This is a genomic window from Fumia xinanensis (genome assembly GCF_014384905.1).
Lineage (GTDB): Bacteria > Bacillota > Clostridia > Oscillospirales > Ruminococcaceae > Fumia > Fumia xinanensis.
Window position 1 is genome coordinate 1,350,101 of the sequence record NZ_JACRSV010000001.1, and the last position, 25,342, is coordinate 1,375,442.

At 55.1% G+C, this 25,342-nt stretch carries 28 protein-coding genes and 1 pseudogene; 12 read left to right on the forward strand and 17 right to left on the reverse strand.

Annotation, left to right across the window (positions count from 1 at the left end; genetic code table 11):
• Nucleotides 1-50: 50 nt before the first annotated feature.
• From H8710_RS06405 to H8710_RS06420, 4 genes are all read right to left on the reverse strand, one after another.
• Nucleotides 51-2,507, reverse strand: a complete 2,457-nt coding sequence (locus H8710_RS06405; RefSeq protein ID WP_249294618.1) for a CotH kinase family protein — start codon at nt 2,505-2,507, stop codon at nt 51-53.
• A gap of 224 nt (nt 2,508-2,731) precedes the next feature.
• Nucleotides 2,732-3,403: a DUF4956 domain-containing protein gene (locus H8710_RS06410; protein WP_249294620.1), complete on the reverse strand. Its 672-nt coding sequence runs from the start codon at nt 3,401-3,403 to the stop codon at nt 2,732-2,734.
• A gap of 137 nt (nt 3,404-3,540) precedes the next feature.
• A complete protein-coding gene (locus H8710_RS06415; protein ID WP_249294622.1) occupies nt 3,541-4,227 on the reverse strand; it encodes a polyphosphate polymerase domain-containing protein in 687 nt (228 codons plus the stop codon).
• A gap of 682 nt (nt 4,228-4,909) precedes the next feature.
• A complete protein-coding gene (locus H8710_RS06420; RefSeq protein ID WP_249294623.1) occupies nt 4,910-5,239 on the reverse strand; it encodes a helix-turn-helix domain-containing protein in 330 nt (109 codons plus the stop codon).
• Nucleotides 5,240-5,352: 113 nt separating this feature from the next.
• Between H8710_RS06420 and H8710_RS06425 the strand changes: the two genes are divergently transcribed.
• A complete protein-coding gene (locus H8710_RS06425) occupies nt 5,353-5,751 on the forward strand; it encodes an SLOG family protein (protein ID WP_249294624.1) in 399 nt (132 codons plus the stop codon).
• A gap of 199 nt (nt 5,752-5,950) precedes the next feature.
• Here the strand turns inward: H8710_RS06425 and H8710_RS06430 are convergent, their stop codons facing one another.
• The 3 genes from H8710_RS06430 to H8710_RS06440 all read right to left on the reverse strand — a co-directional run bounded on the left by H8710_RS06430 (nt 5,951) and on the right by H8710_RS06440 (nt 9,150).
• On the reverse strand, nt 5,951-7,459 hold the full coding sequence (locus H8710_RS06430) for a sensor histidine kinase (protein WP_249294626.1): 1,509 nt from the start codon (nt 7,457-7,459) through the stop codon (nt 5,951-5,953).
• Nucleotides 7,446-8,120 carry a response regulator transcription factor gene (locus H8710_RS06435; protein WP_249294628.1) on the reverse strand — a complete coding sequence of 225 codons (675 nt, stop codon included), beginning with the start codon at nt 8,118-8,120 and terminating at the stop codon, nt 7,446-7,448. The genes H8710_RS06430 and H8710_RS06435 overlap by 14 nt, the downstream gene beginning before the upstream one ends.
• 124 nt (nt 8,121-8,244) lie before the next feature.
• Nucleotides 8,245-9,150: a S66 peptidase family protein gene (locus H8710_RS06440; protein WP_249294630.1), complete on the reverse strand. Its 906-nt coding sequence runs from the start codon at nt 9,148-9,150 to the stop codon at nt 8,245-8,247.
• Nucleotides 9,151-9,438: 288 nt separating this feature from the next.
• Here H8710_RS06440 and H8710_RS06445 point away from each other — a divergent pair, with 288 nt between their 5' ends.
• From H8710_RS06445 to H8710_RS06455, 3 genes are all read left to right on the forward strand, one after another.
• Nucleotides 9,439-10,323 carry a putative manganese transporter gene (locus tag H8710_RS06445; RefSeq protein WP_249294632.1) on the forward strand — a complete coding sequence of 295 codons (885 nt, stop codon included), beginning with the start codon at nt 9,439-9,441 and terminating at the stop codon, nt 10,321-10,323.
• Between the two features lie 303 nt (nt 10,324-10,626).
• Nucleotides 10,627-11,049 carry a Fur family transcriptional regulator gene (locus H8710_RS06450; RefSeq protein ID WP_249294634.1) on the forward strand — a complete coding sequence of 141 codons (423 nt, stop codon included), beginning with the start codon at nt 10,627-10,629 and terminating at the stop codon, nt 11,047-11,049.
• Nucleotides 11,050-11,145: 96 nt separating this feature from the next.
• Complete coding sequence (locus tag H8710_RS06455; protein WP_249294636.1) at nt 11,146-11,748, forward strand: pentapeptide repeat-containing protein; 603 nt, start codon at nt 11,146-11,148, stop codon at nt 11,746-11,748.
• Nucleotides 11,749-11,922: 174 nt separating this feature from the next.
• On the opposite strand, the gene H8710_RS06460 is transcribed toward H8710_RS06455, so the two are convergent.
• From H8710_RS06460 to H8710_RS06490, 7 genes are all read right to left on the reverse strand, one after another.
• On the reverse strand, nt 11,923-12,201 hold the full coding sequence (locus H8710_RS06460; protein ID WP_249294638.1) for a hypothetical protein: 279 nt from the start codon (nt 12,199-12,201) through the stop codon (nt 11,923-11,925).
• Nucleotides 12,202-12,204: 3 nt separating this feature from the next.
• The gene (locus H8710_RS06465) at nt 12,205-12,426 is read right to left on the reverse strand and encodes a ribbon-helix-helix protein, CopG family (RefSeq protein ID WP_249294639.1); all 222 of its coding nucleotides are present in this window, start codon (nt 12,424-12,426) and stop codon (nt 12,205-12,207) included.
• 177 nt (nt 12,427-12,603) lie between these two features.
• The gene (locus H8710_RS06470) at nt 12,604-12,771 is read right to left on the reverse strand and encodes a ribbon-helix-helix domain-containing protein (protein WP_249294640.1); all 168 of its coding nucleotides are present in this window, start codon (nt 12,769-12,771) and stop codon (nt 12,604-12,606) included.
• Nucleotides 12,772-12,954: 183 nt separating this feature from the next.
• On the reverse strand, nt 12,955-13,131 hold the full coding sequence (locus tag H8710_RS06475; protein WP_249294641.1) for a ribbon-helix-helix protein, CopG family: 177 nt from the start codon (nt 13,129-13,131) through the stop codon (nt 12,955-12,957).
• A 148-nt stretch (nt 13,132-13,279) separates the two neighbouring features.
• Nucleotides 13,280-13,447, reverse strand: a complete 168-nt coding sequence (locus H8710_RS06480; protein WP_249294642.1) for a ribbon-helix-helix protein, CopG family — start codon at nt 13,445-13,447, stop codon at nt 13,280-13,282.
• A gap of 365 nt (nt 13,448-13,812) precedes the next feature.
• Entirely contained in the window at nt 13,813-14,916 is a 1,104-nt protein-coding gene (locus H8710_RS06485; protein ID WP_249294644.1) for an ImmA/IrrE family metallo-endopeptidase, read from the reverse strand.
• A 301-nt stretch (nt 14,917-15,217) separates the two neighbouring features.
• Nucleotides 15,218-15,619: a hypothetical protein gene (locus H8710_RS06490; protein WP_249294646.1), complete on the reverse strand. Its 402-nt coding sequence runs from the start codon at nt 15,617-15,619 to the stop codon at nt 15,218-15,220.
• A gap of 284 nt (nt 15,620-15,903) precedes the next feature.
• Between H8710_RS06490 and H8710_RS06495 the strand changes: the two genes are divergently transcribed.
• The 4 genes from H8710_RS06495 to H8710_RS06510 all read left to right on the forward strand — a co-directional run bounded on the left by H8710_RS06495 (nt 15,904) and on the right by H8710_RS06510 (nt 18,254).
• The gene (locus tag H8710_RS06495; protein ID WP_249294648.1) at nt 15,904-16,083 is read left to right on the forward strand and encodes a helix-turn-helix domain-containing protein; all 180 of its coding nucleotides are present in this window, start codon (nt 15,904-15,906) and stop codon (nt 16,081-16,083) included.
• Nucleotides 16,084-16,086: 3 nt separating this feature from the next.
• The gene (locus H8710_RS06500; protein ID WP_249294649.1) at nt 16,087-16,293 is read left to right on the forward strand and encodes a helix-turn-helix domain-containing protein; all 207 of its coding nucleotides are present in this window, start codon (nt 16,087-16,089) and stop codon (nt 16,291-16,293) included.
• A gap of 85 nt (nt 16,294-16,378) precedes the next feature.
• Nucleotides 16,379-16,876 carry a sigma factor-like helix-turn-helix DNA-binding protein gene (locus H8710_RS06505; RefSeq protein ID WP_249294650.1) on the forward strand — a complete coding sequence of 166 codons (498 nt, stop codon included), beginning with the start codon at nt 16,379-16,381 and terminating at the stop codon, nt 16,874-16,876.
• A gap of 280 nt (nt 16,877-17,156) precedes the next feature.
• Complete coding sequence (locus tag H8710_RS06510; protein WP_249294651.1) at nt 17,157-18,254, forward strand: InlB B-repeat-containing protein; 1,098 nt, start codon at nt 17,157-17,159, stop codon at nt 18,252-18,254.
• Between the two features lie 338 nt (nt 18,255-18,592).
• Here H8710_RS06510 and H8710_RS06515 read toward each other — a convergent pair whose 3' ends face one another.
• Nucleotides 18,593-18,772: a hypothetical protein gene (locus H8710_RS06515; protein WP_249294653.1), complete on the reverse strand. Its 180-nt coding sequence runs from the start codon at nt 18,770-18,772 to the stop codon at nt 18,593-18,595.
• A 416-nt stretch (nt 18,773-19,188) separates the two neighbouring features.
• Here H8710_RS06515 and H8710_RS06520 point away from each other — a divergent pair, with 416 nt between their 5' ends.
• The 4 genes from H8710_RS06520 (at nt 19,189) to H8710_RS06535 (ending at nt 22,776) form a co-directional block, all read left to right on the forward strand.
• Nucleotides 19,189-21,063 carry an ABC transporter substrate-binding protein gene (locus H8710_RS06520; RefSeq protein ID WP_249294655.1) on the forward strand — a complete coding sequence of 625 codons (1,875 nt, stop codon included), beginning with the start codon at nt 19,189-19,191 and terminating at the stop codon, nt 21,061-21,063.
• 298 nt (nt 21,064-21,361) lie between these two features.
• On the forward strand, nt 21,362-22,003 hold the full coding sequence (locus tag H8710_RS06525) for a sugar O-acetyltransferase (RefSeq protein WP_249294656.1): 642 nt from the start codon (nt 21,362-21,364) through the stop codon (nt 22,001-22,003).
• Between the two features lie 201 nt (nt 22,004-22,204).
• Nucleotides 22,205-22,387, forward strand: a complete 183-nt coding sequence (locus tag H8710_RS06530) for a ribbon-helix-helix domain-containing protein (protein WP_249294658.1) — start codon at nt 22,205-22,207, stop codon at nt 22,385-22,387.
• Between the two features lie 173 nt (nt 22,388-22,560).
• Nucleotides 22,561-22,776 (forward strand): hypothetical protein, encoded by a 216-nt coding sequence (locus H8710_RS06535; RefSeq protein ID WP_249294659.1) that lies wholly within the window; start codon nt 22,561-22,563, stop codon nt 22,774-22,776.
• Between the two features lie 218 nt (nt 22,777-22,994).
• Here the strand turns inward: H8710_RS06535 and H8710_RS06540 are convergent, their stop codons facing one another.
• Both H8710_RS06540 and H8710_RS06545 read right to left on the reverse strand, forming a co-directional pair.
• On the reverse strand, nt 22,995-24,776 hold the full coding sequence (locus H8710_RS06540) for a CehA/McbA family metallohydrolase (RefSeq protein WP_249294661.1): 1,782 nt from the start codon (nt 24,774-24,776) through the stop codon (nt 22,995-22,997).
• 370 nt (nt 24,777-25,146) lie between these two features.
• Nucleotides 25,147-25,342, reverse strand: a pseudogene (locus tag H8710_RS06545) (N-acetylmuramoyl-L-alanine amidase family protein); the annotation flags it as partial.

Here is a 25,342-nt window from a genome sequence, read left to right on the forward strand (position 1 = left end):
AAGCCGTCCCAAAGCCCGCAAAAAGAGAAGGATTTCTAGCATCACAAAGCCTATCTTCTTCTGCGGAAGCAAAGGGCGAAGATGACGCCCCCTATGAGCAAAATTCCGCTGACGCCCAGAAGAAGGGCGATGGGTTTCCAGTCGGTCTGATTCTGTATTTCCCCACCGAAGGGATTTCGGTTTCCGAAACCGCCTTGGGGCAGGTTTGCTTGCATGGCGGTAAAGCTTTCGATGTCCTCATCGGAGAGTCCCAGGTCGGTAAGCTTTGTTTTCTGCTCTTCGGTCAGGTTTTCCATATCGGTGTCCCCGATGATTTCCATGGCCTCCCGCATGAGCTTCATATCCGGCATGCCGTCAAAGGGGTTTTTCCCGCCGGTGGGGGGATTGGATTCTTCCCCGCCGTCAGTCGTTTCCCCACCCGGCCCTTCACCGGTCTGCGCGACCTGTCCCCCGGCGTTCTCTCCGCCCGGAACGCCCCCCGCCCCGGCGGACGTGTCCCCGGCAGCGTTTGCGGCCGCTGCCTGCCCGTCACCGGGCGGCGTACTGCCGCCCGGTTGCCCAGCCTCGCTCGGGGCGGCCGTGTTCGGACTGTTCCGGCCGCCCCGTTCCCCGCCGAAGCCGCCGCCCTGCTGCCCCATAACGCTCATGTCGATTGCGGAAGCGTCGATAAGGGCGCCGGGATTTGCCTGCTGCTCCTCTTCGGTGGAGGGAACCGTCCCGTCCAGCTGGCCTTCCACGCTCTCGGCCCGCAGCTTGCCGAATTCCTTGAGCATTTCCACAGCCGCCTCGTACTCGTCATAGGTGTAGAAAGGATTCGGGTCGGTGGCCACTGCCTCGGTGATGAGGGCGTTTATGGTATTGATGGTTTTCTCAAAGTAACCGCTGTTGAAGTATCCGTCCACGATCTGCCGCAGGTACTCGTGATACTTCTCCTTGTATTCCTCCACCTCCAGGAGCTTGCCGATAAGAGGGCTTGATTCCAGCGTCGTCCCGGAAACCGGCGTGTCGATGGGGAAATTGACGGCGCTCTCGGCGCTCCCTCCCATAAACGCCCCGAAAGCCAGATTATAGTCCCAGGGCAGGATGGCCATCTGGCCGTCCTTTTCGTAGAGGTAGTAATTGTGTTTCATGCTGCTGGCATAGCTGTCCAAGTTCACCACCACCGTGTTGACAGCGAAATATCGGAGCACTTCGTCCACATCTACGTATTTTGTAAGTTCCGTCCCGGCGTTTAAGTTCTGGATGGCCTCGACAAGATTCCGCTTGTCGCTGTCGGTGATGTCAAAGACGGCGCTGTCGAAGATGGCGCTGTAACTGTCAATATCGTCGCCCTGGTCGGTGAGGCTGGTGGCCCCTGTGCCGCCGCCAAAACCGCCGCCGAAAAAGTCGCCCATGCCTCTATTTTTATTCTCCTCCCCTTCCGTTTGCCCGTCTTCAGACGGCGGCGAATTCTGGGCGCCGCCGTCCGCAGGGGCGTTTGAAGGAGATTGGAGGGAGTTGTCTTGATTGCCGTCCTGCTCTGAGGAATCTTCCCCGGCGGAGTCTGCCTGATCGGTTTGTTCCCTGTCCGGCGCGGACTCCCCACCGGAGCCTATCTCGCCCGCCGGAGCATCCTGTTTGCCCGGCGCCGCCGCTTCCCCGCCGGGAACCAGCCCCTCTGTTAAGCCCGTTTCACTGCCAGAGCCTATATCCTTCCCCAGAACGCCGCCAGTCGGGGCAAATCCGCCGTTGCCGTCGGGCCCGCCCCCGTTCACCGACGCGGACGCGGCGGCGTCCGGAGGACTTGCTTCTCCAGCATTTTCCCCGCCTGCCGCGCCCGTCCCGGGACCGCGGAAACTTTCTCCAGCCTTATCCGGGGGCTGCATGCCGCCTTTGTCCCCGCCGCCCATCTGCATGGTGTCAGGCTTGTAGAGATTGCCGTAGTCGGAGCCGTAGTTTCGCTCCATATAGGATTCCTCCAGGCACTCTACGGCCAGGTAAAGCCCCCAGTATTCCCCGTTGACGCTCACTTTGACATAGGAGCAGAGAGAGCTGGGAACGTCCAGAAACCGCATCATGTCGTAGGAAAGGTATTCTTTCATCGAAGTGGAGTCGGCGTAATTGCTGTTGAGGGCCAGTTTGTCGAGACCGTAGCAGGTCTGCCCGTCGATGTAGTGGTCGAACTCCACCTTGAAGCTGTAGCGGTCGTTTTGAACCCCGCTGAGGCTGGTATTGCCCTTGGCCCGGATGCCCACATCCTTGAAGGTCTCGCCGTTCACCTGCACGTCCGCCGGGATGTATTCTTTAGAGAGCGCGTTGTCGATGAGGTCCTGCCAGTCGGCCTCGTCCACCAGAATGTTAAACTCCATCAGGGTGTTTTCCCTGAAAAGCTTTTTTTCGTATTCCTTGGCTGTGGAGGCGGAAAAGGTCTCGATGACCTGCGGGCTCATCATCACAAAAGAGGTGCCCAAAACCGCCAAAACCATCAAAACTGCCGTCAAAACGGCTGTGAATCTGCTTCGAATCATATGATAAAATCCTTTCGGAACAATCTGCCCAAAAACGGCGCGCCGCAGCCGTCCGCGGGGCTCCTTCCGCGGATGCACCCGCGCTCTGCACCGGACGCCTCGTTCTACACCGGACGCCCCGCTCTGTACCGGACGCCTCGCTCTGCACCGGGCTCCTCGTTCTGTACTGGACGCCTCGTTCTGCACCGGACGCTGACGCCGCCCCAGGGCAGGACTTTTTATCGTCAGGACATGTATTCCCCGTTGTAGCTGACCAAAACGGTGTTGGACACCCCGTCCACGGCCCCTAAAATGTTGACAAAATCCGTCTCCGAGGACTTCAGCCGCACCTCAACCGTCAGCTCGATGCCGTTCGGGGACACCGCTTTGGATTTGACCACCTGCTTTTTCACCGACGCCTTGACGGTGTCGAGAACCATCTGCTCCGCCTTGCCGTCGGCGCAGTTCACCACCAGAATGTAGGGGGAATCACCGGACTTTTTGTTCACAAAGATGAGGAGCACGATGCCGATGAACAGCGACCCGAAAATCGCCAACGGAATCAGCCCCGCCCCCAGCACGATGCCCGCCGAAATGGACCAGAACAAAAACACGATGTCCATGGGCTCTTTGATGGCGGTGCGGAACCGGACAATGGACAGCGCGCCCACCATGCCCAGGGACAGCACGATATTTGACGTGACCGCTAAAATGATGAGGGTGGTGATGAGGGTCATCCCCAAAAGGGAAACCCCGAACCCCGCCGAATACATGACCCCGTTGAAGGTCTTTTTGTAGACGAGGAAGATAAAGAGCCCTAAAACAAAGGCCAGCGCCAGCGCGATGACCATGTCCAGCGCCGAAAAAGAGGTGACGTTCTCGAGAAAGCTCGACTTGAAAATGTCCTGAAATGTCATAGGTAATTCTCCAATCATGTTTTATTGTGGCTTTGTCCCGGAAAAAGTCCCCGGACAAAACGCCTCCGTTCCCGCAGAGGCAGAGCCGCGTTTTTTCCCGCGGAAAAGGCATTTTTCATCTGTAAGCTATATTCCCTTTACAGATAGCACCGGCAGGCGGCGTACTTGGAAAAGGTGCCCACCATTCGGTTTTCCACCTGGACGGCGTCCCGGATCACGTCCGGGAGAAACGCGTCGTACTTCACTTCCAGAATTCGGGGATTGCCGCCCACAATGGGCACCGAGCTGAGATTCTGGTTGAAGAGGTCTCCGGATTTGAGCCCGGTGCGGATTTCGCTGTCCAATGTGACCCTCACGTTTCCCGGCCGGTAGACAAAGGGCTCCCGCAGGTAATCCACCACCGTGGCGGGCCGCAGCTGCTGGTACCGCATCTTGGCGTGCAGTTCCTGGAGAAGCGGCCTCGTTTCGTCCAGAAGCATCCAGTCAATGTCGCCGCTCAGAATGCGCTCGCATTCCTCTTTGGTGACCCGCACCGCGTCTTTTTGGCAGAGGCCGTGGATTTTGCTTTTTTTCTCCAGCTTGATGTAGGAAAAATCGTCGTTATAATAACGGATGCGGAACTTCTCCCGATTGCTGACCCCAATGATCTTTTCCCGCAGCACCTTGTCATCCAGATTGTCAAAGTAAAGGCTCCGGATGCGGTATTTGCCGTTTGCGGCGTGTGGGTCGGGGCTTGCGATGCCCGAAAGCCGCTGCCTCAGCAGCAAACAGTCCCCTTCGCTTACGATGTGCTTCAATTCATGGCGGAGATTTTTGGTTTTCATAAGGCGTTTCCTTTCCGGCTATGGCCTGTTTTTTGATGGTTTCAGTATAAAGGGCTTATGTGACGGTTTGTTGAAGGGTTTTTGAAAAGTGGCCGATGTTTTTGGGAAAGAATGAGGGGGATTTTTTTGTTTGACTTTGCGTTCTGCTCCTTAGTCGTTACTGATTTCTTCTCGATTCGTCGCCGGGACCCGCCCCGGCAGGCGGCCTCTCTTTTTGTTTCGTCAAAAAGAGAGGAGAAAAACCGACCGGGGAGATCCCCTGGACCCCCAACGGTCACTCCGTTCCTCCAGGAATCCAAGAGCCTACACCTCCACTTCGGAATCAGGGGCACGACGACCGTGATTAACGCCGTCGTTGTGTGAGCGCCTTGGTATCAAACTTCGGTTCCCCGTATACGACGACCCGCAGTGGGGCCGCTGACATCCGAGAGCCTTGGTATACCGCCCGCCTTCCCCTCGTCTTCCGGGGCTGCGCGCTGACGCCGCTCGCCCCGGTTGCGACGTTCCGGAATGCTCCGGAACGTCGGGTACGGGCCGTCGTACCTCCGGCCCTCCTCTTTTCCCGGAACGTTTCAAAAAACGCACAAACTGTAGGGGCGGCTATCAGCCGCCCGCCGGCAATCCAATCCGCAGCGGTGAAAAAACAAACCCCGCTCTCACCAAATCGGTGAGGGCGGGATCGTTATTCTTTATCCAATTTTGAAATTATTTTAGCAATCTCGGCAATAGCCTGTATCTGCCTTCCGGAATAAGATTTGACTATTTCCGCTATTTCATCATGCAAATATCCCTTAGAGCCAACTGTCACACCGCAAATCAAGTATTCCAGCGGCACATCTAATATAACAGAAATCTGAGACAAACGTTCTAGATTTAATTTTGCCTTACCGTTTTCAAATCTACTGCAATATTCTGGAGTAACATTCAATTTCTCCGCCAATCGTTCCTGACTCATTCCGGCTTCCGCCCTTGCGGTTTTGATTCTATTTCCAATCACCTTATAATCGACCATAATAACCACCTCACGATTATTATGTCAAGATTAATCCATAACTTTAAGGAACTTATAAATCATTATTGACTTATAAGTTCAATTGTGATAATATTTTTTTGAGGTGATTTACAATGATCGTTGCCGTCATCGGTTCCCGTTCCATCAAACAGGTAGACATCGGAAAAATTCTGCCCGAAGGCACCACCGAACTGATTTCCGGCGGCGCCAACGGCGTGGACAGCCTTGCCGCCCAATACGCCGCCGGGCACAATCTGCCCATCCGCGTCCTCCGCCCCGACTACAAGCGTTACTTTTACCTCCGCGCTCCCCTGGAGCGCAACCAGCTCATTGTTGACACCGCCGATTTTGTCGTCGCCGTCTGGGACGGCAGCTCCACCGGCACCAAAGATGCCGTCATCCGGGCGAAGAAGGCCGGGAAACCGGTGCGCATCTACTCCCCCGATGGGATTTTGCTTTTCCAGGTGCCGCCCGACGAGCCCTTCTCCCAAAAAAACGCCCCCAATCTGTAGGGACGGGGCTCTGCTCCGCTCAACGCCATATCCCCTACAATCTTCCTCAAATCCCTAGGGGCCCACGCCCACGTCGGCCCACCGTTTATCACAAAACCCCCGCCCCATGGAATTCTTCCACAGGGCGGGGGTGCTGTACTTGTAGGGGCGAACTGTGTTCGCCTCAAGAAACTCCATATGAAAACGGGTTCAGTTCGCCCTACCGCTCCCGCCTGAGCCTAAACCAGAACACGCTCCCCTCCCCGACTTTGCTCTGAACGCCGTACTGGGCCCCGTGCATGTCGAGGATGTTCTTGACGATGGACAGCCCCAGCCCCGTCCCCACGGCGGCCCGCTTGTGGGTTTTGTCCAGCTTGTAGTACCGCTCCCAAACGAGCCCCAGCTGTTCCTCGGGAATCCCCTCGCCGCTGTCCCGGACGGACAGGGTGACAAAATCCCCCTCCACCGCTTGGACGATCTGGATTTTCTTGTCCGGCCCGGTGTAGTTGACAGCGTTGTTTATGAGGTTGTAGACCACCTGGGAAATTTTCATCCGGTCGGCCTCCACAAACGCCTCTTCCGGCGCCTCGAAGGTGATTTTGTACCCCTCCTGCTCCCGGAGCTTCTGATACCGCTCCAACGTCTCCCCCACGAGTTTAGTCAGCGAGAACCGCTCTTTTGTAAGCTTCTGGACTCCCGCCTGATGCTTCGACAAATCCAGCAGGTCGTTGACCAGGGCGTTTAAGTGGTTGGCCTCGTCGATGATGACCTGGACGTTTTCCGGGGAATTTTCCCCCGGCAAATCCCGCATAGCCTCCGAATAGGCGGTGATCATGGTCAGGGGGGTGCGCAGATCGTGGGACACATTGGCTAAGAGCTCCCGTTTCAGCGCCTCGGATTTTTGCAGCTCCACCGACACGTCGGCCAGCGTTTCGTCCAGCTCCCGGATCTCCCGGTAGCTTTTTCCCCTGTGCCGGCGGTACCTGCCCCTCGCCAGCTCCTTGGCCGACTCGTTGATCTCAATGACCGGCCTCGAAATCTTCCTCGACAGCAGCACCGCGAACCCCGCCGCCAGCAGGAGCATCAGCCCGGTCAGCACGGTGAGCTGGATGCGCAGGGTCTTTGTCGTGGCGCTCACCGGCGAAATCACCGAGTTTAACAGCAGCACCCGCTCGTCGCCCACTTCGCCCTCCACCACCCGCACGCAGATGATGCTCTCCTGGGCCCGGTCAAAAAAGGGCGGCAGGGGCTTATTCTTGTCGAATTCCCCGCCGTCTGCCCCAGCTGCCTCCTCAAACGGTATTTTTCCCGACTCCCCGCGGATGAAAAACCGCCCGTCCTCCCGGCTGGTCCGCTGGATGAAGCTGCCGCCATTTTCCACCGCCGCCGCGTACAGGGCGAAGAGCTCGGCGGGCGGCAGCTTGTGGATGCGGCAGTTGGGCAGGGTGTCCGCCGAGGCGATCAGGCTCCCGTCGGTGCCGATAGCCATAGCGCAGATCTGGTTTTCCTGGGCGAGATTTTGCAAAAGGGCGGGAAGGTCGCTCTCGAACATCTTTTTGGAAATGGAGTCCGCCGCGGCGCTGATTTCCCTCGTTTTGACCCCTTTGTAGAACTCTTCGAGGAAAACCACCTGGAAGCACCACAAAAGCGCCAGCACAATGGCTGCAAACCCGCCGAAAAATAAAAGGAGCTTCCATTTGACGCTCAAAGGCTTTCTATTCGCTTTCAAAACGGTACCCCACCCCTCTCAGCGTGACGATCCGCCCGCTGTACGCCCCAAGACTCTTCCGCAGCAGCTTGATGTGGGTGTCCAGCGTCCGGTCGTCACCGTAAAAGTCGTAGCCCCAGACGTTTGTGATGAGGTTTTCCCGGGTCAGGGCGATGTTCCGGTTGCGGACGAGATAAAACAGCAGGTCGTACTCCTTTGGGGACAGCTCCGCCCGTTCCCCGTCGACCTCCACCAGCCTCCCGGTGAAGTCCACCCGTAGCCCCCCCGCCTCGTACACCTCGTGCCCGCTCTCCGACGCGGGCCGCGCCCGTTTGAGCACCGCCGCCGCCCGCATCATCAGCTCACGCGGGGAAAAAGGCTTGACGACGTAATCGTCCGCCCCGGTCTCGAACCCGTGGATCCGGTCGTACTCCTCCCCACGGGCCGACAGCATGATCACCGGCACCTCTTTTGCCTTGCGGATTTCCTTGCAGGCAGAGAAGCCGTCCAGCCCCGGCATCATAATGTCCATGATGATCAGGTCGAAATCCTCTTTCCCGGCGATTTCCACCGCCTGCATCCCGTCCTCCGCCTCCATGATGTCGTATCCCTCAAAGGCGGCGTATTTTTTGATGATCTCCCGGATGCGCTGTTCGTCGTCCACAACCAAAATCCGCGGCATGGTACTCTCCTTTCCAAACTCTTTCCTCAGGCGTATGAATGGCCTCGCGGTTTCGCGGACGCATGTTCAAAGCGGGCGGAGCAAAGCCCCGCCCCTACGCGATTTTCCCCGTGCTCCCTGACCCCTACAGCACCAAACTCTCCAAAAACTTGAGCGTCCCCCCGTCGGCATCCATGATCGCCTCCGCCCCGATGGGCAGAATGGCCTGGTTCTCCCCGTGGCCGAAGTCGTCGCACCAAACCACCGGGATTTGATGCCGCTCCCCGAACCGGCGGAGCAAGTCATGTAGTTCCGGCTGAGGCTCCCGGTCATAGTGCCCGAAGAGGAGGCCATCCACCTGTTTCATCAGCCCGCTCTGCCCGATGTGGGAGAGATACCGGCTGACAGCGGGGGGCGTGTTGAAGCAGATGTGGTCCTCCAAAAAGAGGATGTACCGCTTTTTAGGGTCAGCTTTAAAAAACTTCCCTTCCATTAAAAGGGCGAAGTTTACAAGATACCCGCCCACAAGCTGCCCCCGGGCCGTCCCGCCCCGAACGGCGTTCCAGGCGGAATTTTTCCGGTACACGGGATTTCCCTCCGCGAGCATTTCGGTAAAACGCTCCAAATTGTAGGGATTTCCCCGGCTGATTGCCCCTGTGGACTGGCCGTAAAAGGTCATAAGCCCCGAGCGGGCCGACACGGCGTTTAAAACCGACGTGCCGTCGCTGTAGCTCAGGATGATCTTGGGGTTTCTCGCCGCGGCCTCGTAGTCGATGTAGGGGAGGATCTCGTTGCTCACCTCTCCCCCGTCGAACAAAATCATCCCCACCTCCGGGTCGAGGACCATCTCATTAAAATCCGCCGCCCGCTCTTCCGGCGTCCCGGCAAAGCCGTCCGCCCGGCTGTAGATATTTTTCCCCAGCTTGACCGCAAACCCCATCCGTTCCAGGGCCTTTTCCGCCTCAGAGACGTATTGTTCCTCCGCTGCCAGACAGGGCGCGATAATCCCGACAGTATCCCCTTTTCGCAGTTTTGATGGTTTCAGCATCATATTCTCCTTCCGCTCATGGAGCACGCTTTCTTTCCCTACCAGTTTACCACAAGGCGGCCCGCCCGTCCACTGATTTTCATTTTAATGGGCCAATGTGACGGCTGTGTGAAAAAAACAGAATCCTTCGACAAAAAACGATTGACAAGCTCCTTTTTTCGGTGTATTATTGCAAATGATAATCATTTTCATTTAGAAAAAATCCTTCTCACCGGCTTTTGCCCCTTCCCCTCAAAGACAGGGCGCAAGCGCCGCGCAATCCCAACAAATTCAAATAGGAAAGGCGATTTTATGCTGGACGTTTTACTGGACACCCTGCTCGACACCCTCAAAACCATTCCCATCCTCTTTGTGGTCTACCTGTTCATCGAATGGCTGGAACACCGGGTGGATTTTCTCAAATTCATGAATGGGAAAGGCTCCCGGTTCGGCCCCCTGATGGGGGCCCTGGTAGGCTGTATCCCCCAGTGCGGGTTCTCGGCGGCGTCCGCGTCCCTTTATAACGGCGGCATGATCGGCGGAGCCACCCTCATCGCCGTTTTTGTCTCCACCTCCGACGAGGCCATCCCCGTCATGCTTTCAAACCTGTCGGACATGAGCCTCGTGGTGTGGCTCATCGTCGTCAAGGTGATTGTAGCCGTGGCGGCGGGGTACCTCCTCAAATACACCCTCTTCCGCAATGAAACCATCCGGGTCCGCACCCTGGGGCAGAAAGCCGAACCATGCGGCCACGACCATAGCCACGAGCACACCGGCGGCCAGTGCGGGTGCTGTTCCCATCACGGCTCCATCTTCAAAAGCGCCGCCGTCCACACCCTGAAAATCACGGCGTTTTTGGCCGTCACCATGCTCCTCATCAACCTCATTGTGTTCTGGATCGGCGAGGACAACCTTGAGACCGTCCTCTTGTCGGGCAGCGTGTTCCAGCCCATCCTGACCGCCCTAATCGGCCTGATTCCCGGCTGCGCCACCTCGGTCCTGCTGACCCAGCTGCTCATGGGCGGCAGCATCAGTTTCGGGGCCGCCATCGCCGGCCTGTCGGCGGGAACCGGCTTTGGGTACCTGGTGCTCTTTAAGGAGTGCCGAAACAAAAAAGCGGCTCTCAAGATCGTTTTGTGCACCTATCTGGTGTCGGTGGCTGCCGGCATGGTCATCCACCTGGCCATGATGTTCTAAACCGCTCCCTGCCGGAGCACCAGAACGCCCCGGCCCCAAAAACACAGAAACCGCCGCAAATCCCCCGGCCGCCTCTGAGGCCGAAGCCCACCCGCGGAATCCCTCTTTAGGGCCGCTCCTGCCAAGGCTTCCCTGCGCTTCCGGCGATTTTACCCACCCGCAGGCTTCTCTCAAAAACAAACGTCGCGGGAACGACAAACCGGCTCCCTCCCCTCGCGCATCCCCTCGCACTCTGGCGGCACTGCCGCCCATCCGCAGTCAAACAACGAAAACAGGCCTACGGGCCGGAAAGGCGGGGACGTTATGAAACAAAGCGCGCCCGAGCTCTTAAAAAAATCCGGGCTCAAAGTGACAAAACAGCGGGAAGCCATTTTGGACATCCTGCTCTCCTCCCCCGCCCATCTGACGGCGGAGGACATCTACCTGGACCTGAAGGCGAAAAGCCTTGACTTCGGCCTCTCCACCGTTTACCGCACCCTCTCGTCGCTGGAGGAGCACCGCATTGTCGAAAAAACCGGCCTCCCCGGCGACACCGGCAAGCAGTATTACGAAATCGCCCATTTGGGCCACCGGCACCACCTGGTCTGCGTCAAGTGCAAGCGGTGCATCGTGCTGGATGAATGCCCGGTGGAGTCCTTCACCGCCGCCGTCTGCAAAGCCCACGGCTTCACCCTGACGGGACACTCGTTTGAGATTTTCGGCGTCTGCCCCGACTGCCAGAACTGAGGAAACCCGCCGCCGCAAAATCTTTCGGTAATCACCCTGATCAGACCCTGGGGCGCTCCGCACCAGGGCAATGTACCCCCATCGAGGAGGCTCGCCATGTTCACCGAAAAACACTACGAAAACGAGGACTTCCGGGAGGCGGAAATCTTAGAGGACTCCCTCACCGGCCTCACTTTCACGCAATGTTCCTTCCAGGGGGCGGATCTGGCCGCCATTGAGCTCAAATCCTGCCGGTTCGACCGGTGCAGCTTCGCCGGGGCCAAGCTGAACGGCATGGTGGCCAAAAACACCGCTTTTTTAAACTGCCAGTTCCAGCTAAGTACCCTTTTCGCCGCCACCTTTGACGACTGTAAGATGACCGGCTCCAATCTCTGCGACGCCGACTGCCAGGCCATGACCATCCTGGGCGGCGACTGGTCCTACACCCTCTTTGACGAGATGGACTTCTCCGGCACCGCCCTCACCCATGTGAATTTCCGCAGCGCCGAGCTGCCACACGCCGATTTCTCCAAATGCCGCCTGTCGGAGTGCTGCTTCGACGGGGCGAACCTGACCGGCGCCACCTTCCGCGGGGCCGACCTCCGCGGCTGCTCCATCCACGACCTGAACCTTTTGGAAATCGACTTCAAGGACGCGAAAATCGACCTGGAGCAGGCCGTCGTCCTGGCCTCCGCCCTGGGCGCTCGGTATCTGCCGTAAGAAACCACGGCAACGCAGGTGCGGGTCAAAATCCAATGCTGCCGCATTGGATTCATACTCCACCCGCTGACAAAACGGCAGGGACAATGCCCGCCGTCATTCCGCGCCGCGGGCCGAATCACAGACAAATAAAAACCCCGCCCTCGCCAAACCCAGCAAGGACGGGGTCAACAGTTATGCCAAATTTTGCAGAACAAACAGCTCCAGCAGAGCCGAAAGAACCCGCCCCTTGGTGACGAGGGTGCATTCCGGCGGAGAGTACCGCCGGTCGGCCCGGACCGCCTGCAAAAGAGCGACGCGGCAGGATTTTTCCGGCTGGAGCTTTAAAGCGTAGCTGTCGCCGTCTACGTTGATGGTGACGGTGCGGCTGGCGTCCAAAGGATTTGCCGGTATTTCGTCCAGCTGGGCGCAAAGACGGCTGTACTGCTCTTCTCGGAGGCTTCGGACAATCACCGGTCATTCTCCTTTCTGCCTTTTGACGCCGCCGGCCATGAGACCGACGGTCTGTTTGATAGCGTTTCGGAGGACTTCATCCAGCAGTTCGTCGGGAGAGCGGCCCATTTTGGCCGCCAGGCGGTCCAGGCGCGCGATGTCATCCGCCGGAATCTCGATGGTGGTGACCACATTGCCGTTTTCGTCGCAAAGGTCGACGGGAATCAGATTTTTTGTTTCTTTCATAGCATTTCTCCTGTTAAATTCCAGCAATCCCTTGAAAGAAACAGCGGCGCATGGTATAACAGCCTTGTAAACCGGTAAGGTTTGTGTTATAATATTTACGCCGACGTTCTTTCTGGATTGTTGGTGTTTGGGGAAGCGGTGTGTACTTTCGAGGGTAAGCGCCGCTTCCTGTTCTATTTATTCGGAGATGTACTGAATAATCGCCTGCCGTATGACATCCGAACGCCGGATGTTATTTTTTTTGCAGTATTCGTCAAGCAAGCTGAGCGTTTTTGGATCCAGCCGGAATCCTACACGAATAGGCATCGGATTATCAGTCGGTCTCCCCATTTTTTTGCCGGGCATAGGCACCTCCTTTCGCTCGACAAATATATTATAGAATTATGTCGGGCAAATGTCAAGAATTTTCCAAAATTTTCTTGTAGATACCAATTTTTCTGCTATAATAAATACCGGTAATCTCCTTACGGCGATTACCGGCATAAAGGAAACGGTGAATAAACGTTTAACATCACACCGCTTCCTGTTTTATTTTTTGAGGACATCGTACTTTTCGACGATTGTTTCCCGCACGAACTCCGAGCGGTTTTTTCCTAAAATCTCACAGCTTTCATCGAGTTTTGCCAAAGTCTCCTTGTCCATTTTTACCCGCAACATAAAGACTTTTGGGCTGTCGGTAGGACGTCCCAATTTTTTCCCTGCCACGAAACCAATTCACCTCCCTTACGTAGCACTAAATGTATTATAGTACTAGTAGCACCAAATGTCAAGTGTGTTTGTAAAAAAAAGAACTTACTTTTTGTTAGTAAGTTCTACTTTTTTCTTTGAAGCTATGTACTGCTTCCTGTTCTATTTATTCGGAGATGTACTGAATAATCGCCTGCCGTACTACTTCTGATTTTCTTAGATTATTGACTTTACAGTATTCGTCAAGCATGTTGATGGTTTTGGGGTCTAATCGTACTCCGATGCGTACTGTCAAGGGATTATCAGTCGGTCTCCCCATTTTCTTGCCGGACATACTTTCCTCCTTTCGTTCGACATCGTAAATATTATATACTTCTGTTCAACAAATGTCAACGGATTTCCAAAATTTTCTTGTAAATATGACAATATTCATGCTATAATGAAAACCGGCAATCACCGTGAGGCGATTACCGGCATAAAGGAAGCGGTGAATAAACGTTCGACATCACGCCGCTTCCTTTTCTATTGCAGGCACCGCTATGAGCCGCCCACCGATAACCCTAAATCGCAGCAAAATTCAGGAGCGGGGCTCTGCTCCTCCTGCCGTCCCCCTCCGCACAGCGGCAAAACCACAGGACAACACCATCCCCTCCCCCGCAAAAAATCCCCCGGAGCAGGCCTCCGGGGGATTTTTATGTCCTATTTCTCGTCGGGGCGGCAGTCTTTACACGGCCGCAGACCATCTTCTAATGCTTCCTGCCGGGTCAGCTCCCGCATATTGTCTCTGCCGTAAAGGTGAAAGCAGTCCTCCCGATGGTAGCACTCGCCGTACTGTGTCGCCCAAAACATTTTCTGAGCCTGTCCGTCCTGGGTCACCTGGCTCCCCCCAGGCGGAACCGGCCCTTGTTCCGGCGTTCCGCTGCTGGAACTCGGGGCCTGTCCTTGCTGAAAACCTGCTTCCGGCTGGTCTTCTCCTACTTTTGGCAGCCCCGTGTCGGGAACCGAAGCTGAAACCGGCTGTGAATTTTCCTCCAGAAGGTCTAAATCGCCCTCCGCCGAGGCCATAGATACGCTCCCGCCGTAATTCTGGCTCCCGCTGGAACTGTAGGCGGGCAGATTTTCTTCCATGTTAAAATACGGCGCACAGCAACAGATACCTAAAATGACCGCCAAAGCGATAAACGAAGCCGCGGCCACCCTTTTCAAGCATTTTTGTCCCCGGTGGAAAGAAGGCCGGTCCTCTGCCCCGTTCATCATCTTTATAAGGCTTTTCTCCTGCTGAGTGACCAGATGGGCCTCTTTTCGATACTTGAGCACGTCCTTATAAAGCCGCTGGGCGTCCCTTTTTCTCACTCCAGTCACCGCCTGAATATCCTCCGGCGACTGAACAGGCAGTTTCGCTAGATAACACACAGGGGCCAGCACACTGCGGGCAAACTCGTTGGCCTCTTCCTCCTGCATCGGGTCTCCGGACCAGCCGTAGCCCATCACCGGCCCCAACTTGCGGCAGTGGCCGCAAATCACATGGCCCAGCTCGTGGAGCAGTACACAAAGCCGCTTTTCCCGGTCGATATAATCAGAAATATATATGGTAGTCTGATCAAACTCGTCAGTGAGGGCAAATCCGTCCAATTCCAACGTACAGCTAAAGCATTCCCGACGGACCAGCTCCGCCTCCGCTTCAGAATATTTGAGGATACGGAAATTCCGCCTTAGAATATATACCAGCTGATCGCAGTCCAAAGGCATATGGGCGATCCGGTAATCTAATCGAAATTTATAAGCCAAGTTGGGTACGTTCATCCAATCACTCCAGTACAAATATCCATAGATGTCAAAACCGAGGGTTCTCCGGTGTGTATCATAGACCATTTTGTAACCAAATTTGTATTCATGTCTATGATACTATCTATAATATATGACTAAAAGTGACAAATCAATAGGATTTTAATCTATTTTTTTATTTATATACAACAATGTTGCTATTTCTACAAAATTTATTCTACATTTTTAGCTAATTTTCTGGTGATTTTTACAAATTTCGACATTCAGGGCGCAAAGTCCCCTATTATCTTTCTAAAACCATTGTATAATAATTACTAAATTAACGATACCGCTCCAACATAGCTTCCACCCGGCCCAGCAACCGGACCTGCTCTTTGGGCGGCAGCTTCCGAAACATCGTAAGAAGCTCTTGCTCGTCATCGGTTAGACCGCTGACGGCCTCCAACTCCCTGTCCCCTGTTTCCGTATAAGCCAGCACCTGATCGCGGGAGGGCGCGCCGGTCTCCTTGCCGCCTTTCATCATCAGCGAGTCGATGCTGACGCCGAAATAGGCTGACAATGCCGCCATAATGGGAAATGACGCCCTGGAACCCCTTTTGAGGTTATCCACCACGCTTTTGTTGAGGTTGCAGTCGCTGAGCATCCGATTGACCGAAACGCCCTTCTCCATGCACAGCTCCACCACCATCTCTGCGATTTCCTGCGGTGAACGAATCTCCATTCTGACGACCCCTTTCCATAACATCCTGCTGTCAGCAGAATGCACAAAACAGATGTTCCAATTTTGTGCCCACTTCCAAATTTCATATTTTTACGGATATATACTTGACTTACATATATTTACGGAATATAATAGGATTACACCACCGATACAGAACCTTTCACAGGCTGTATCCTCCCCCTGATTCAGGGAATTTTCCAATCAAGTTAATCCTACCATAACCTTACGGAAAATGCAAGAAAAAAGAATCCAAAACCATAATTTACCAGAAAAGGAGTAAAAAAATGTCTATTTACTACACCATCGAGGAAGCCGCAAAAATCCTGAAGGTCACCAAACGCACCGTCAACACCTGGGTCAAGGACGGCCGCATCCGCGCCAGCAAGCTGGCAAACAACAAAAACATCCGTATCTCGGAGGAAGCGCTCCAGGCCTTTCTCACGGCCACCGAGATCAAAGCGTAAACCATGAAGCCGCCTTCCGTTCTCAACCGGCCCTACACTCGGGACACCGTCTACCTCATCCACAAGTGGGCTTTGGAGGGGATGACCGTCCCTCAAATCGCCCGTCTGCTCTCCCGCAGCGAGGAAAACGTCGAGGCAGCTCTCCGCCGCCCCCTCCGCCCTTCCGAACAAAGGAGCCTGGAGGCTTTCCTCCTTCCCCGCAACAAATAACCGTTTCCCCGACGGCATTCGTAACCGTTCATTCAATTTACGGAACTCCCTGCCGAGTTCCCCGACTAACAAGGGAGGAAACGCTTTGACTAAACGAGAATACTTACAGCAATATCAATTGATCCAACAGGAAATCCAGCGGCTCCTCGCTGAAAAAATCCGCTGGGAGGAACTGGCCTGCCGGGTGACGCCGGTTCCCGCCCTGAGAGCCGCCCAAATCAATTCCCCCTCTCTCCTTTCCCCCGCTCTTGCCACCCGCTTCACCCCCTCCGACCGGGTGCTGCGTGCTCGGGAAAACATCTTCCTGTGGGAGCAGCGGATCGCCCAGGAGGTGGACGCGCTTTTAGGGCTTAGACGCGCCATCGACGACGCCATCCGATCCATCCCCGACCCGGAATCCCAGCTGGTGCTGAAATACCGCTACATAGATGGCCTGACCATGGAGGAGATCGCGGACAGGATGAGCTACTGCGAACGGCACATCAGCCGCCTTCACGAATCGGCCCTGCGGACGGTCTGCCTGCCGGGCTGCACCGACGAACCGGCTAAGCCCCATCCTGCCAAGCCCCGACGAGTGGTCTGATCTAAAATACAAACACCCCCTGGCTGCTGCCAAGGGGTGTTTTTGCCCTGCTTGCTGATCATTCTTAAAATTTTTATCATATTTTGGTATTTGGTTTATTTTTTTCCCTTTTGGTGAAACCATATAGAAAGTTTATTTGTTTTCCTATTGAATAGTTTCTGCTTCCCCCGGAGCAAAACGTTCAGTTGGAGAAAATCGTTTAAAACTTTGTTTTCAACCCCAAACCGCGTGCGGAGGCCGCATAGCCAGTCCGCACAGGCTCCAGAAAGGAATGAGATTTATGAGCAAACGGCAAAAACGCATCCTTTCCACCGTCCTGGCCCTGAGCATGATCGCCTCGATGGCGGCACCCGGAACAGCTTACGCGGCGGATACAGCAGAAAGCGGTACATCCTCCGGCCTGTACGCCGACAATACAGAGGAAACCTACACCATAACCATGGTGAACGGCTTCGACAGAACGGCACAGGAAACTTACCGGGAAGGTGACCGGGTAGCTGTACAGGCCGGAACCCCCTTTGGCGGGATGAAGTTTACTCAATGGACCAGCAGCGGGGGCGGAACCTTTGACGACCCCTTCAGCACAGCCACTATATTCACCATGCCCGCGGAAAATGTAACGCTGACCGCCAATATGGTGACTGTAGAGGTGGTCGGTTATTACCGTGTCACCTTTGACCTGGATGGAGGTACCCTTGCGGACAAACTGCCGGACGGCTGGACTCAGGAGGGCGATCTGCTAAAAGGTTGGATTCAAGCCGGAAAAATAGTGCGGCCGCCTGCCATCTACCGCTACGGTTACACCCTCAAAAAATGGGACCAGCCCTTTGAAGAAATCGAAAGTGACACTGTCTACACAGCAATTTGGACGCGGGAAGGCACCGGATTCAATCCTAAACCCGATACTTCCAAACCCGATACCAAACCTAACACCCCTAAACCAGACACTTCCAGGCCCACCGGCTACACCTGGGAGAAAACCGGCAGCGGCTACAGCCTGAAAGCTCCCGACGGCAGCTATGTCTCCGGCTGGGCCAAGGTGGATGGAAAATGGTACTACTGTAAAGACGGCATCATGCAGCAGGGCTGGCTGCCCATAGGCTCGGTCTGGTACTATCTGACGCCCTCCGGCGAAATGGCCGTGGGCTGGCAGAAGGTAGGCAATACCTGGTATTATTTCACTGGCAGCGGCGCCATGAAAACCGGCTGGCTCCAAGAGGGCAGCACCTGGTACTATCTGACGCCCTCCGGTGCCATGGCCGTGGGATGGAATTGGATCGACGGCAAGTGCTACTACTTCTACGAAAGCGGAAAAATGGCCGCAAATACCAAGATAGGCGGCTACCGCCTGAATAAGAGCGGACAGTGGGTGCGCTAGCCCCCGTTTGCACTTGGCGCTGTGAGGCCGGAGCGGGGCAGACCTCCCCATTTCGCGGGACTTGTGCCTTGCCACCGCCAACCAGGCGGCCCGGCGAGAGCGGCCCTCACCCTCTCCCGCAGCCGGCGCCAGAACCGGGTTTCGAAAACAGGACCAAGCGCCCTTTCGCCTCCACGGGGAAAGCCCTCGCCAGCTTCACCGAGCCAATCAGCCTGCCGTTCCCCTTATCGGGCGTTGGCCCAAATCATGCAAAAGAGCCGCCCCGTCTCGTTGGGGCGGCTCTTTTGCCGATGCACCGCCTCTTCTTGAGCGGGATTTTTCCTTTACGGTGCACAGAACTACGCCTCTTGGGCGAAGACCACGTCCATGGCGGAGCAAAGATAGGAGTAGGTCCGTTTGACCGCTCCCATGAGGCTTATGGTCTGCCACAAAAAGATACCCCCGATGAGCAGCGCCGCAATCAGATAGGTAATGGCCCGCACCTGTCTCCGTGTGGGCCCGCTATGCCGGATGTTCACCGAAATCCCCGTCCTTTCTCCGGCCGGGCGCAAAATCGGCCCGCCTTTTCCAAATTCAAACATTTCTATGATCATTATGCCTGAAAAACGTTTCTTTTATGCATCATCCGGTTTTCGCACCGCAAGCTGGGCACAATATTTTTAAGAAATGAGAAAAAACCTCCGCTTTGTCCCCCATTGTTTTCAAAATCCGGAAATTTGCCTCCCAGATATTGCAGTTGAACTTTTTGGTCAAATCGTGTATAATTGGTAGGACGGCGTTTGTATTTTGTAGAACAATGGCGTTTTATAAGGCACGACGCGCCCCGCGCGGCAAAAGGCCGGCGGACAAGCGGGCTTTCCGCATTACAGCCGGATTTTCCGGCTCCAGAAATCCTCCCTTATAAATTGAATCCAGAAAGGCATGGTACTTCGATATGAAAAAATTACTTGCGATACTGCTGGCTTCCGTCACCGCCCTGAGCCTGGCCGCCTGCGGCGGACCGGGAGGAGGCTCCTCCTCCGGCGGAACCGGCAACACCACCCCCGACGGACAGCCGGTAGAACCCACAGGACAGATTGTGGCGGGCCGTGTCACCGACATCACCGGAAGCAACCTCTTCACCACCGCCTGGGGCAACGGCGCGGCCGACAAAGACGTCCGCGACCTTATCAACGGCTACGAGACCACCGTCTACACCAAAAAAGGCCTCTATGAGATGAACCCCACCGCTGTGGAAACAATGGACACCGTCGACAACGGCGACGGCTCTAAAACCTTTACCTTCACCTTGCAAAAAGACCTGAAATTCAGCGACGGAAGCGATATTACCGCAAAGGATTACGTTTTTTCCGTCCTCCTGCAAAATTCCCCCGTGTTCGCCTCCGTAGACGGCGCAGATACCAACAAAAACCCCGAACTTGTGGGCTTTGACGCCTATAACGCCGGCGAGACAAACGCCTTTGCAGGCGTCCGGCTTTTGGGCGACCATAAGTTCTCCCTCACCGTCAAATCGGAACGGCTCCCCTTCTTCTACGAAAACTATCTGGTGCAGGTCATCCCCTACCCCATGGCGATTTTGGCTCCCAGCGCCTCCATCACCGACTCTGAAAACGGCGCGGCTATCGAAAGCCTCACCGCCGAGGAGCTTTCAAAAACTATCGGCGACCCCAACACCGGCTACCGCTACAATCCTTCTGTCAGCGCCGGCCCCTACAAGTTTGTGAGCTTCGACCGGTCCAGCAAACAGGCCGTCGTCGAAGTAAACCCCTATTTTAAAGGAAACTATGAGGGACAAAAGCCCTCTATCGCGAAAATCGTCCTCAAAAAGGTCACTACTGCCAACCAGCGGGACGAGCTGGCTTCCGGCTCTGTGGACCTTTTGACCAACGTATCCGGCGGCACCGAAATCGAAGCCGATTTGGCCCTTGTCGATGAAGGCAAAGCTGGCTACACCTCCTACGACCGTGCGGGCTACGGACGCATCGCCTTCGCCTGCGACTTCGGCCCCACCCAGTTTGTCAAGGTCCGCCAGGCTATCGCCCATCTGATCGACGGCCCCGAATTCGCCAAGCAGTTCACCGGCGGCTACGGAAAAGTCGTCAAAGGCATGTACGGCGTGGGCCAATGGATGTACCAGCAGACCTCCGATGAGATCGAGCGCACCCTCGACGACTACGAGTACGACGTGGAGAAAGCCATCGCCCTTCTCGAGGAAGACGGCTGGACCAAAAACGCCCAGGGCGGCGCGTACCAGAGCGGCGTCCGCTACAAAGAAGTGGACGGCAAGCTCATGCCCCTGGAAATCAACTGGGCTAACACCACCCCCAACCCCGTTACCGACCTTCTGAACACTGTTTTGCCCTCCGCTTTTGAGCAGGCGGGCATCAAGCTCAATTCCACCACCCTGGAATTCAACGTCCTCCTTCAGAACCTCCAGCGCCAGGGCGTCACCGAGCCTTTGTACAACATGTACAACCTGGCCACAGGCTTTGAGCCGGTGTTCGACCCCTGGTATGCCTATAATATGGACGACAAGTACATGGGCGTCTTCAACCAGAACTTCATCAAGGACGAAGAGCTCTTTAAACTTGCCACTGACCTGCGGGAGACCGACCAGTCCGACACCGAAGGCTACGCCAAAAAATGGGTCGCCTTCCAGCAGCGCTGGAATGAGGTGCTCCCCGACATCCCCCTCTATTCCGATGTGTACCACGACTTCTATTCCACAAAGCTCCGCGGCTACGGAAACGTAGACTCCTTCTGGAGCTGGACGAGCCAGATTCTTTACTGCTGGATTGGCCGGGAATAATTTTTCCGCCGGAGCAGCTTATTGTAAATAACCAAAGAACGCCGTTTGCTAAAACGGCGTTCTTTTACGTCTCAGCTTCGTTTCTTTGCCGAATAGGAAAGGTCTCTTACACATCGCCGATTAGCGGTTTTCGACGAAAAACCTGCCTCTGCTCTGCGGAAGCCCCGGATTCTTGACAGAGTTTCCCAGCTCAGTTATAATGAAGATAATTTAACGTTTTGCTGTTTATTCGGATATAGCAGTCATCTCAATTTACCCCTCGTTTATTCAAAACACATCAAACAGGGAGGAAAGCGCTATGCACCCGGAGGAAAAAATTAAGGCGGGAGTCCTATTTTCTCCCGCTGAACCGGAATTAAAGGCTCTCAAGCGGAAGGCCCACAACCTGAATGTGGACTACAACAACACCTATGAGGACGAGGAAGAAAAGCGCGCTTCCATCCTCGCCCAAATGCTGGGCGCGTTTGGGGAGGGCGGGCGAATCCAAGGTCCCATCGCCTTTCACTACGGGATTCACACCAAGATTGGGAAAAACTTTTTTGCAAACTTTAACTTTACCGTACAGGACGACGGAGAAGTCACCATTGGGGACAACTGCAATTTCGGTCCGAATGTGACCATCGTTACCCCCATTCACCCCATGCTGCCCGACGAGCGCCGGGCCATGCTGACGGCGGAGGGGGAGAAAAAGCTCCTCTGCTACGCCAAGCCGGTGCATATCGGAAACGACTGCTGGTTCGGCGCGTCGGTCACCGTCTGCCCCGGTGTGACCATCGGGGACAACTGCGTCATCGGAGCTGGCAGCGTGGTGACGAGGGACATCCCGGCAAACAGTTTTGCGGCGGGAGTCCCCTGCCGGGTGATCCGGGAGATCACCGAAAAAGACAGCATGAAATATCTGCCGGAAATCCTCGCGGACAACTCGGTGATAGAGAAATAACCGTCAAAAGAGGCGAACTGTGTTCACCCGTTTTCATATGAAGGTTTTTTCGGGCGAACACAGTTCGCCCCTACAAAAAACCCGGTAATTGCCACAAGGCAATTACCGGGTTTTTATTGACATCAATTCGAATTTTTCTCTTGACAATTTGGAACGCAAGATATAAAATTAACTTGTGTTCCAAAATAAGGAGGTGACAGTTTGAAGGAGCGGAAAAAACCCGGGCCTCATCCAGAAAAGCCCTTAGAGCACGACCTGAAAGTCCGTGTAGACAACGAGACACTGGCAAAAATTGAGTTTTGTATGAAAAAACTCAACGTCACCCGGTCCGAGGTTTTGCGCAGAGGCGCTAACTGCCTGTATGAAGCGCTCAACAAACAGTAAAACAGGAAGCGGCGCTCACCCACCACAGGAACCGCCGCTTCCCCAAACACCAACAATCCCGAAAGAACGTCGGCCTAAATATTGTAACATAAACTGCACCAGTTTGCAAGAATGTTATACCATGGGTGGATACTTCTTTCAAGGGATTGCTGGAAATTCAAAGGAGAAGTGTTATGAACAAAACAAATAGCATGGTCGTAATCGATATCTGCGACGAAAACGACAATCTTTTTACTACCGTCGAGCTGTCGGAAGAATTCGTCTCCCGCCTGGAGGAGAAAACGGGCAGTGTTTTAAGCGAAGGGTTCAACCAGGCCCTGCAAACTTTCATTGAGGAAGCTGTCGACAGGATAGATGCCGAAATCAAAAAAAGTCATTGCTTATCATAAAATAGATGGGACTCGTTGTTCAAATACCCCCGCCCTTGGCCATACCGGCCGAGAGCGGGGGTTCTAATTGATAGAAGCCATGGGTAAACCGTGGGTCGGCCTCTGTATTCCTGTTTTCCATTGTGCGAATTTGTAACCTTATGTTACAACAATCCTTTTGCTCCCCCACGCCGCAGTAAAAAAACAGGAGCGGCTCTCGCCGCCCCTGCCTGTAAAAATTATTCCTCGCTCTCGTAAACGCTCAGTTCCCCGATAGCCGCCGGGATGTCCCGATACATGGGCGTCCCCCGTTCCATCCCCACCGAGGTGAGAATGGTGAGCCGCAGATACCGGGCCTCCTTTGGCGAGAAGGGCGTCACCTGCTCCGAACCGTAGGAGCGCATATTCCGCCGGACCGCCTCCTCGTAGTTCACCCCATCTACGCTGACTTCCAGCTTGAATTTCCCCAGCAGCTGAGCCACGTGGGTGCAGTTTTTGATTTCGACGAAGTGATGGTAATACCCCAATCCGCAGATTCTCCGCACCTTGCCCAGATCGATGAGGATTTCCGCCGGCATCTCGTCGCTGAGCCAGCCGTCGTTGGGATTGCCGTTAAAGAGCTTTTCGGGATTTTTCCCCGGTGCGGACAAAACCACGCACTCCTCTCGAGGAATTTTTTTGCCCTTGGGCAGTGTGAGGGGTTCGTCGGGCGCGTTGTCCGTCCAGATAGGAGCCGACCATGTCCGGTCTCCCGCCGCGTCGGTGAGGCGCAGGTAGAAGTACCGGGCGTTCACATCGCGGCTTATCAGGGTGTAGTTTCCCCGAATCCGGCTGCGGTTCAGTTCAACGGAATCCACCACTTCTCCATAGTCGGAAAAGAGTTCTGCTTTGACGATGCGCTCGTTTTCGTTGGCGGGCTTGAACACGTCGAAGGAAAAGTCGCAGAGGTAGAAATCGCAGGCCTTGACTGTGCCGCCCGGGTGGACGCCATTGACCTGGAATTTCAGCTTCACGTTGCCGCTTTCGGTGACGTAGACCCGTCCGCTCTGCATAGCGTCGATAATCGCCTCTTTGGAGAGCTCCGGCGCCATGATGACGGTGCGGCTCCACATGGCCCCCTCCCCCCAGTTATAGGAGTGGGTATCGCTGCCTGCTGATGGACAGACATGGTAGCCAAAATCCAGCGCCTGGGAAAAAATCCGCTCATGGAGCAGATTATAGGCTTCAAAGGTAGGGCTGTTTAAAATTTCCACAAACCGCAGATATTTCTTCGCCCGCGGTTCCCTGAGATAAGGCAGGTTATAGCCGTTCCACATAGTGGATTCCGCGCCGCCTACGTCGCTGGGATGCGGCATCCCCAGCATGAGGGCGCTGTGCTCGCCTACTCGTTCAAAATAGCTGTCCCAATCGGTAGTACGAGCCCATTTCTCCCCCTGGAAAGTCAGAAGCTCCCCGCCCTGATTGACCCAGAACCCGTAATCGTCCCGCAGCTCAAAATAAAGGTCCGCCTCCTGAGCGGGCAAGGCGACAAACTGCTCGTCGGTGGCCTGTTCCGCCGCCAAAACGTTTGCAAAACACTTCTCTGGCGTATAGGCGATGCCGTGGTCGGAGATGGTGTAAAAATCCAAAAATTTCTCTTCTTTTACTCTGGCCAAAGCCATCTCAGGAGTTCCAACCCCGTCTGAGTATCCGGTGTGGGCGTGCATGTCTCCTCGGTAATAGTTCATTTTTTCTTCCGGGCCGGCATGTTTGATCCTGCGTACCGTCACCTGACAGACGGCCTCCTGCCCGTCCAACGAGGCCGTCACCTGCGCGCTCCCTTCCTTGAGCAGGGTCAGGAGCACCTTGTCGGCAAAGCCGCCCTCCTCCCCTGCGAAGTCCCGGATCCGGACCACCGACGGGTCGGAACAGCTCCACTCCACCGGCGCGGCGGAAAGCTCATCCCCACCACAGACCTGCAAGGTCACCACGTCCCCCGCAAACGAACAAATTTCCTCTTTGGAACAGAAAAATCCCTTCATATGTTAACCGCCTTTCCTTATGGATTCAATTGATTCTGATATTTGCTTCACCGCCTTCTTAACAGCGCCAGCGAACAACCTGCGGCTCTTAAAACGGTCTTCTTTTTAAAGATTACCACATTGGGGACTGTAAGACAAGGCCGTTTATCCTACCGTCCAAAATTTCCGGACAGCGCCCGTACCGTTTCCGGCACAATACCGCAGTTACTGCAAAAACCGGCCGGAGAATCCAGCCGGTTTTGCCCTTGAGAGGAGTTATTTCCACTCAAGCATAGGTATAGGAGATTAAGGAGATTAGAAGATAGCATTGCAGGTGCAGCATCGCTGCAGATATACCTAAAACATGGTTTGGATCATGTTTATGCAGGTCTTATTTCACCCACGCGCCGGAAGCGTCTACCTTGTATCCGCCCACGGTGGTGTTTGCTGCCATTTTGCCGCTGGCGCTAAAGTAGTAGCATTTAGCATTTACCCAATTCCAGCCTGTCGCCATGGCTCCGCTGTCTTTCAGGTAATACCAGGTATTTCCCTGCTGCAGCCAGCCGGTCATCATAGCGCCGTTGCCT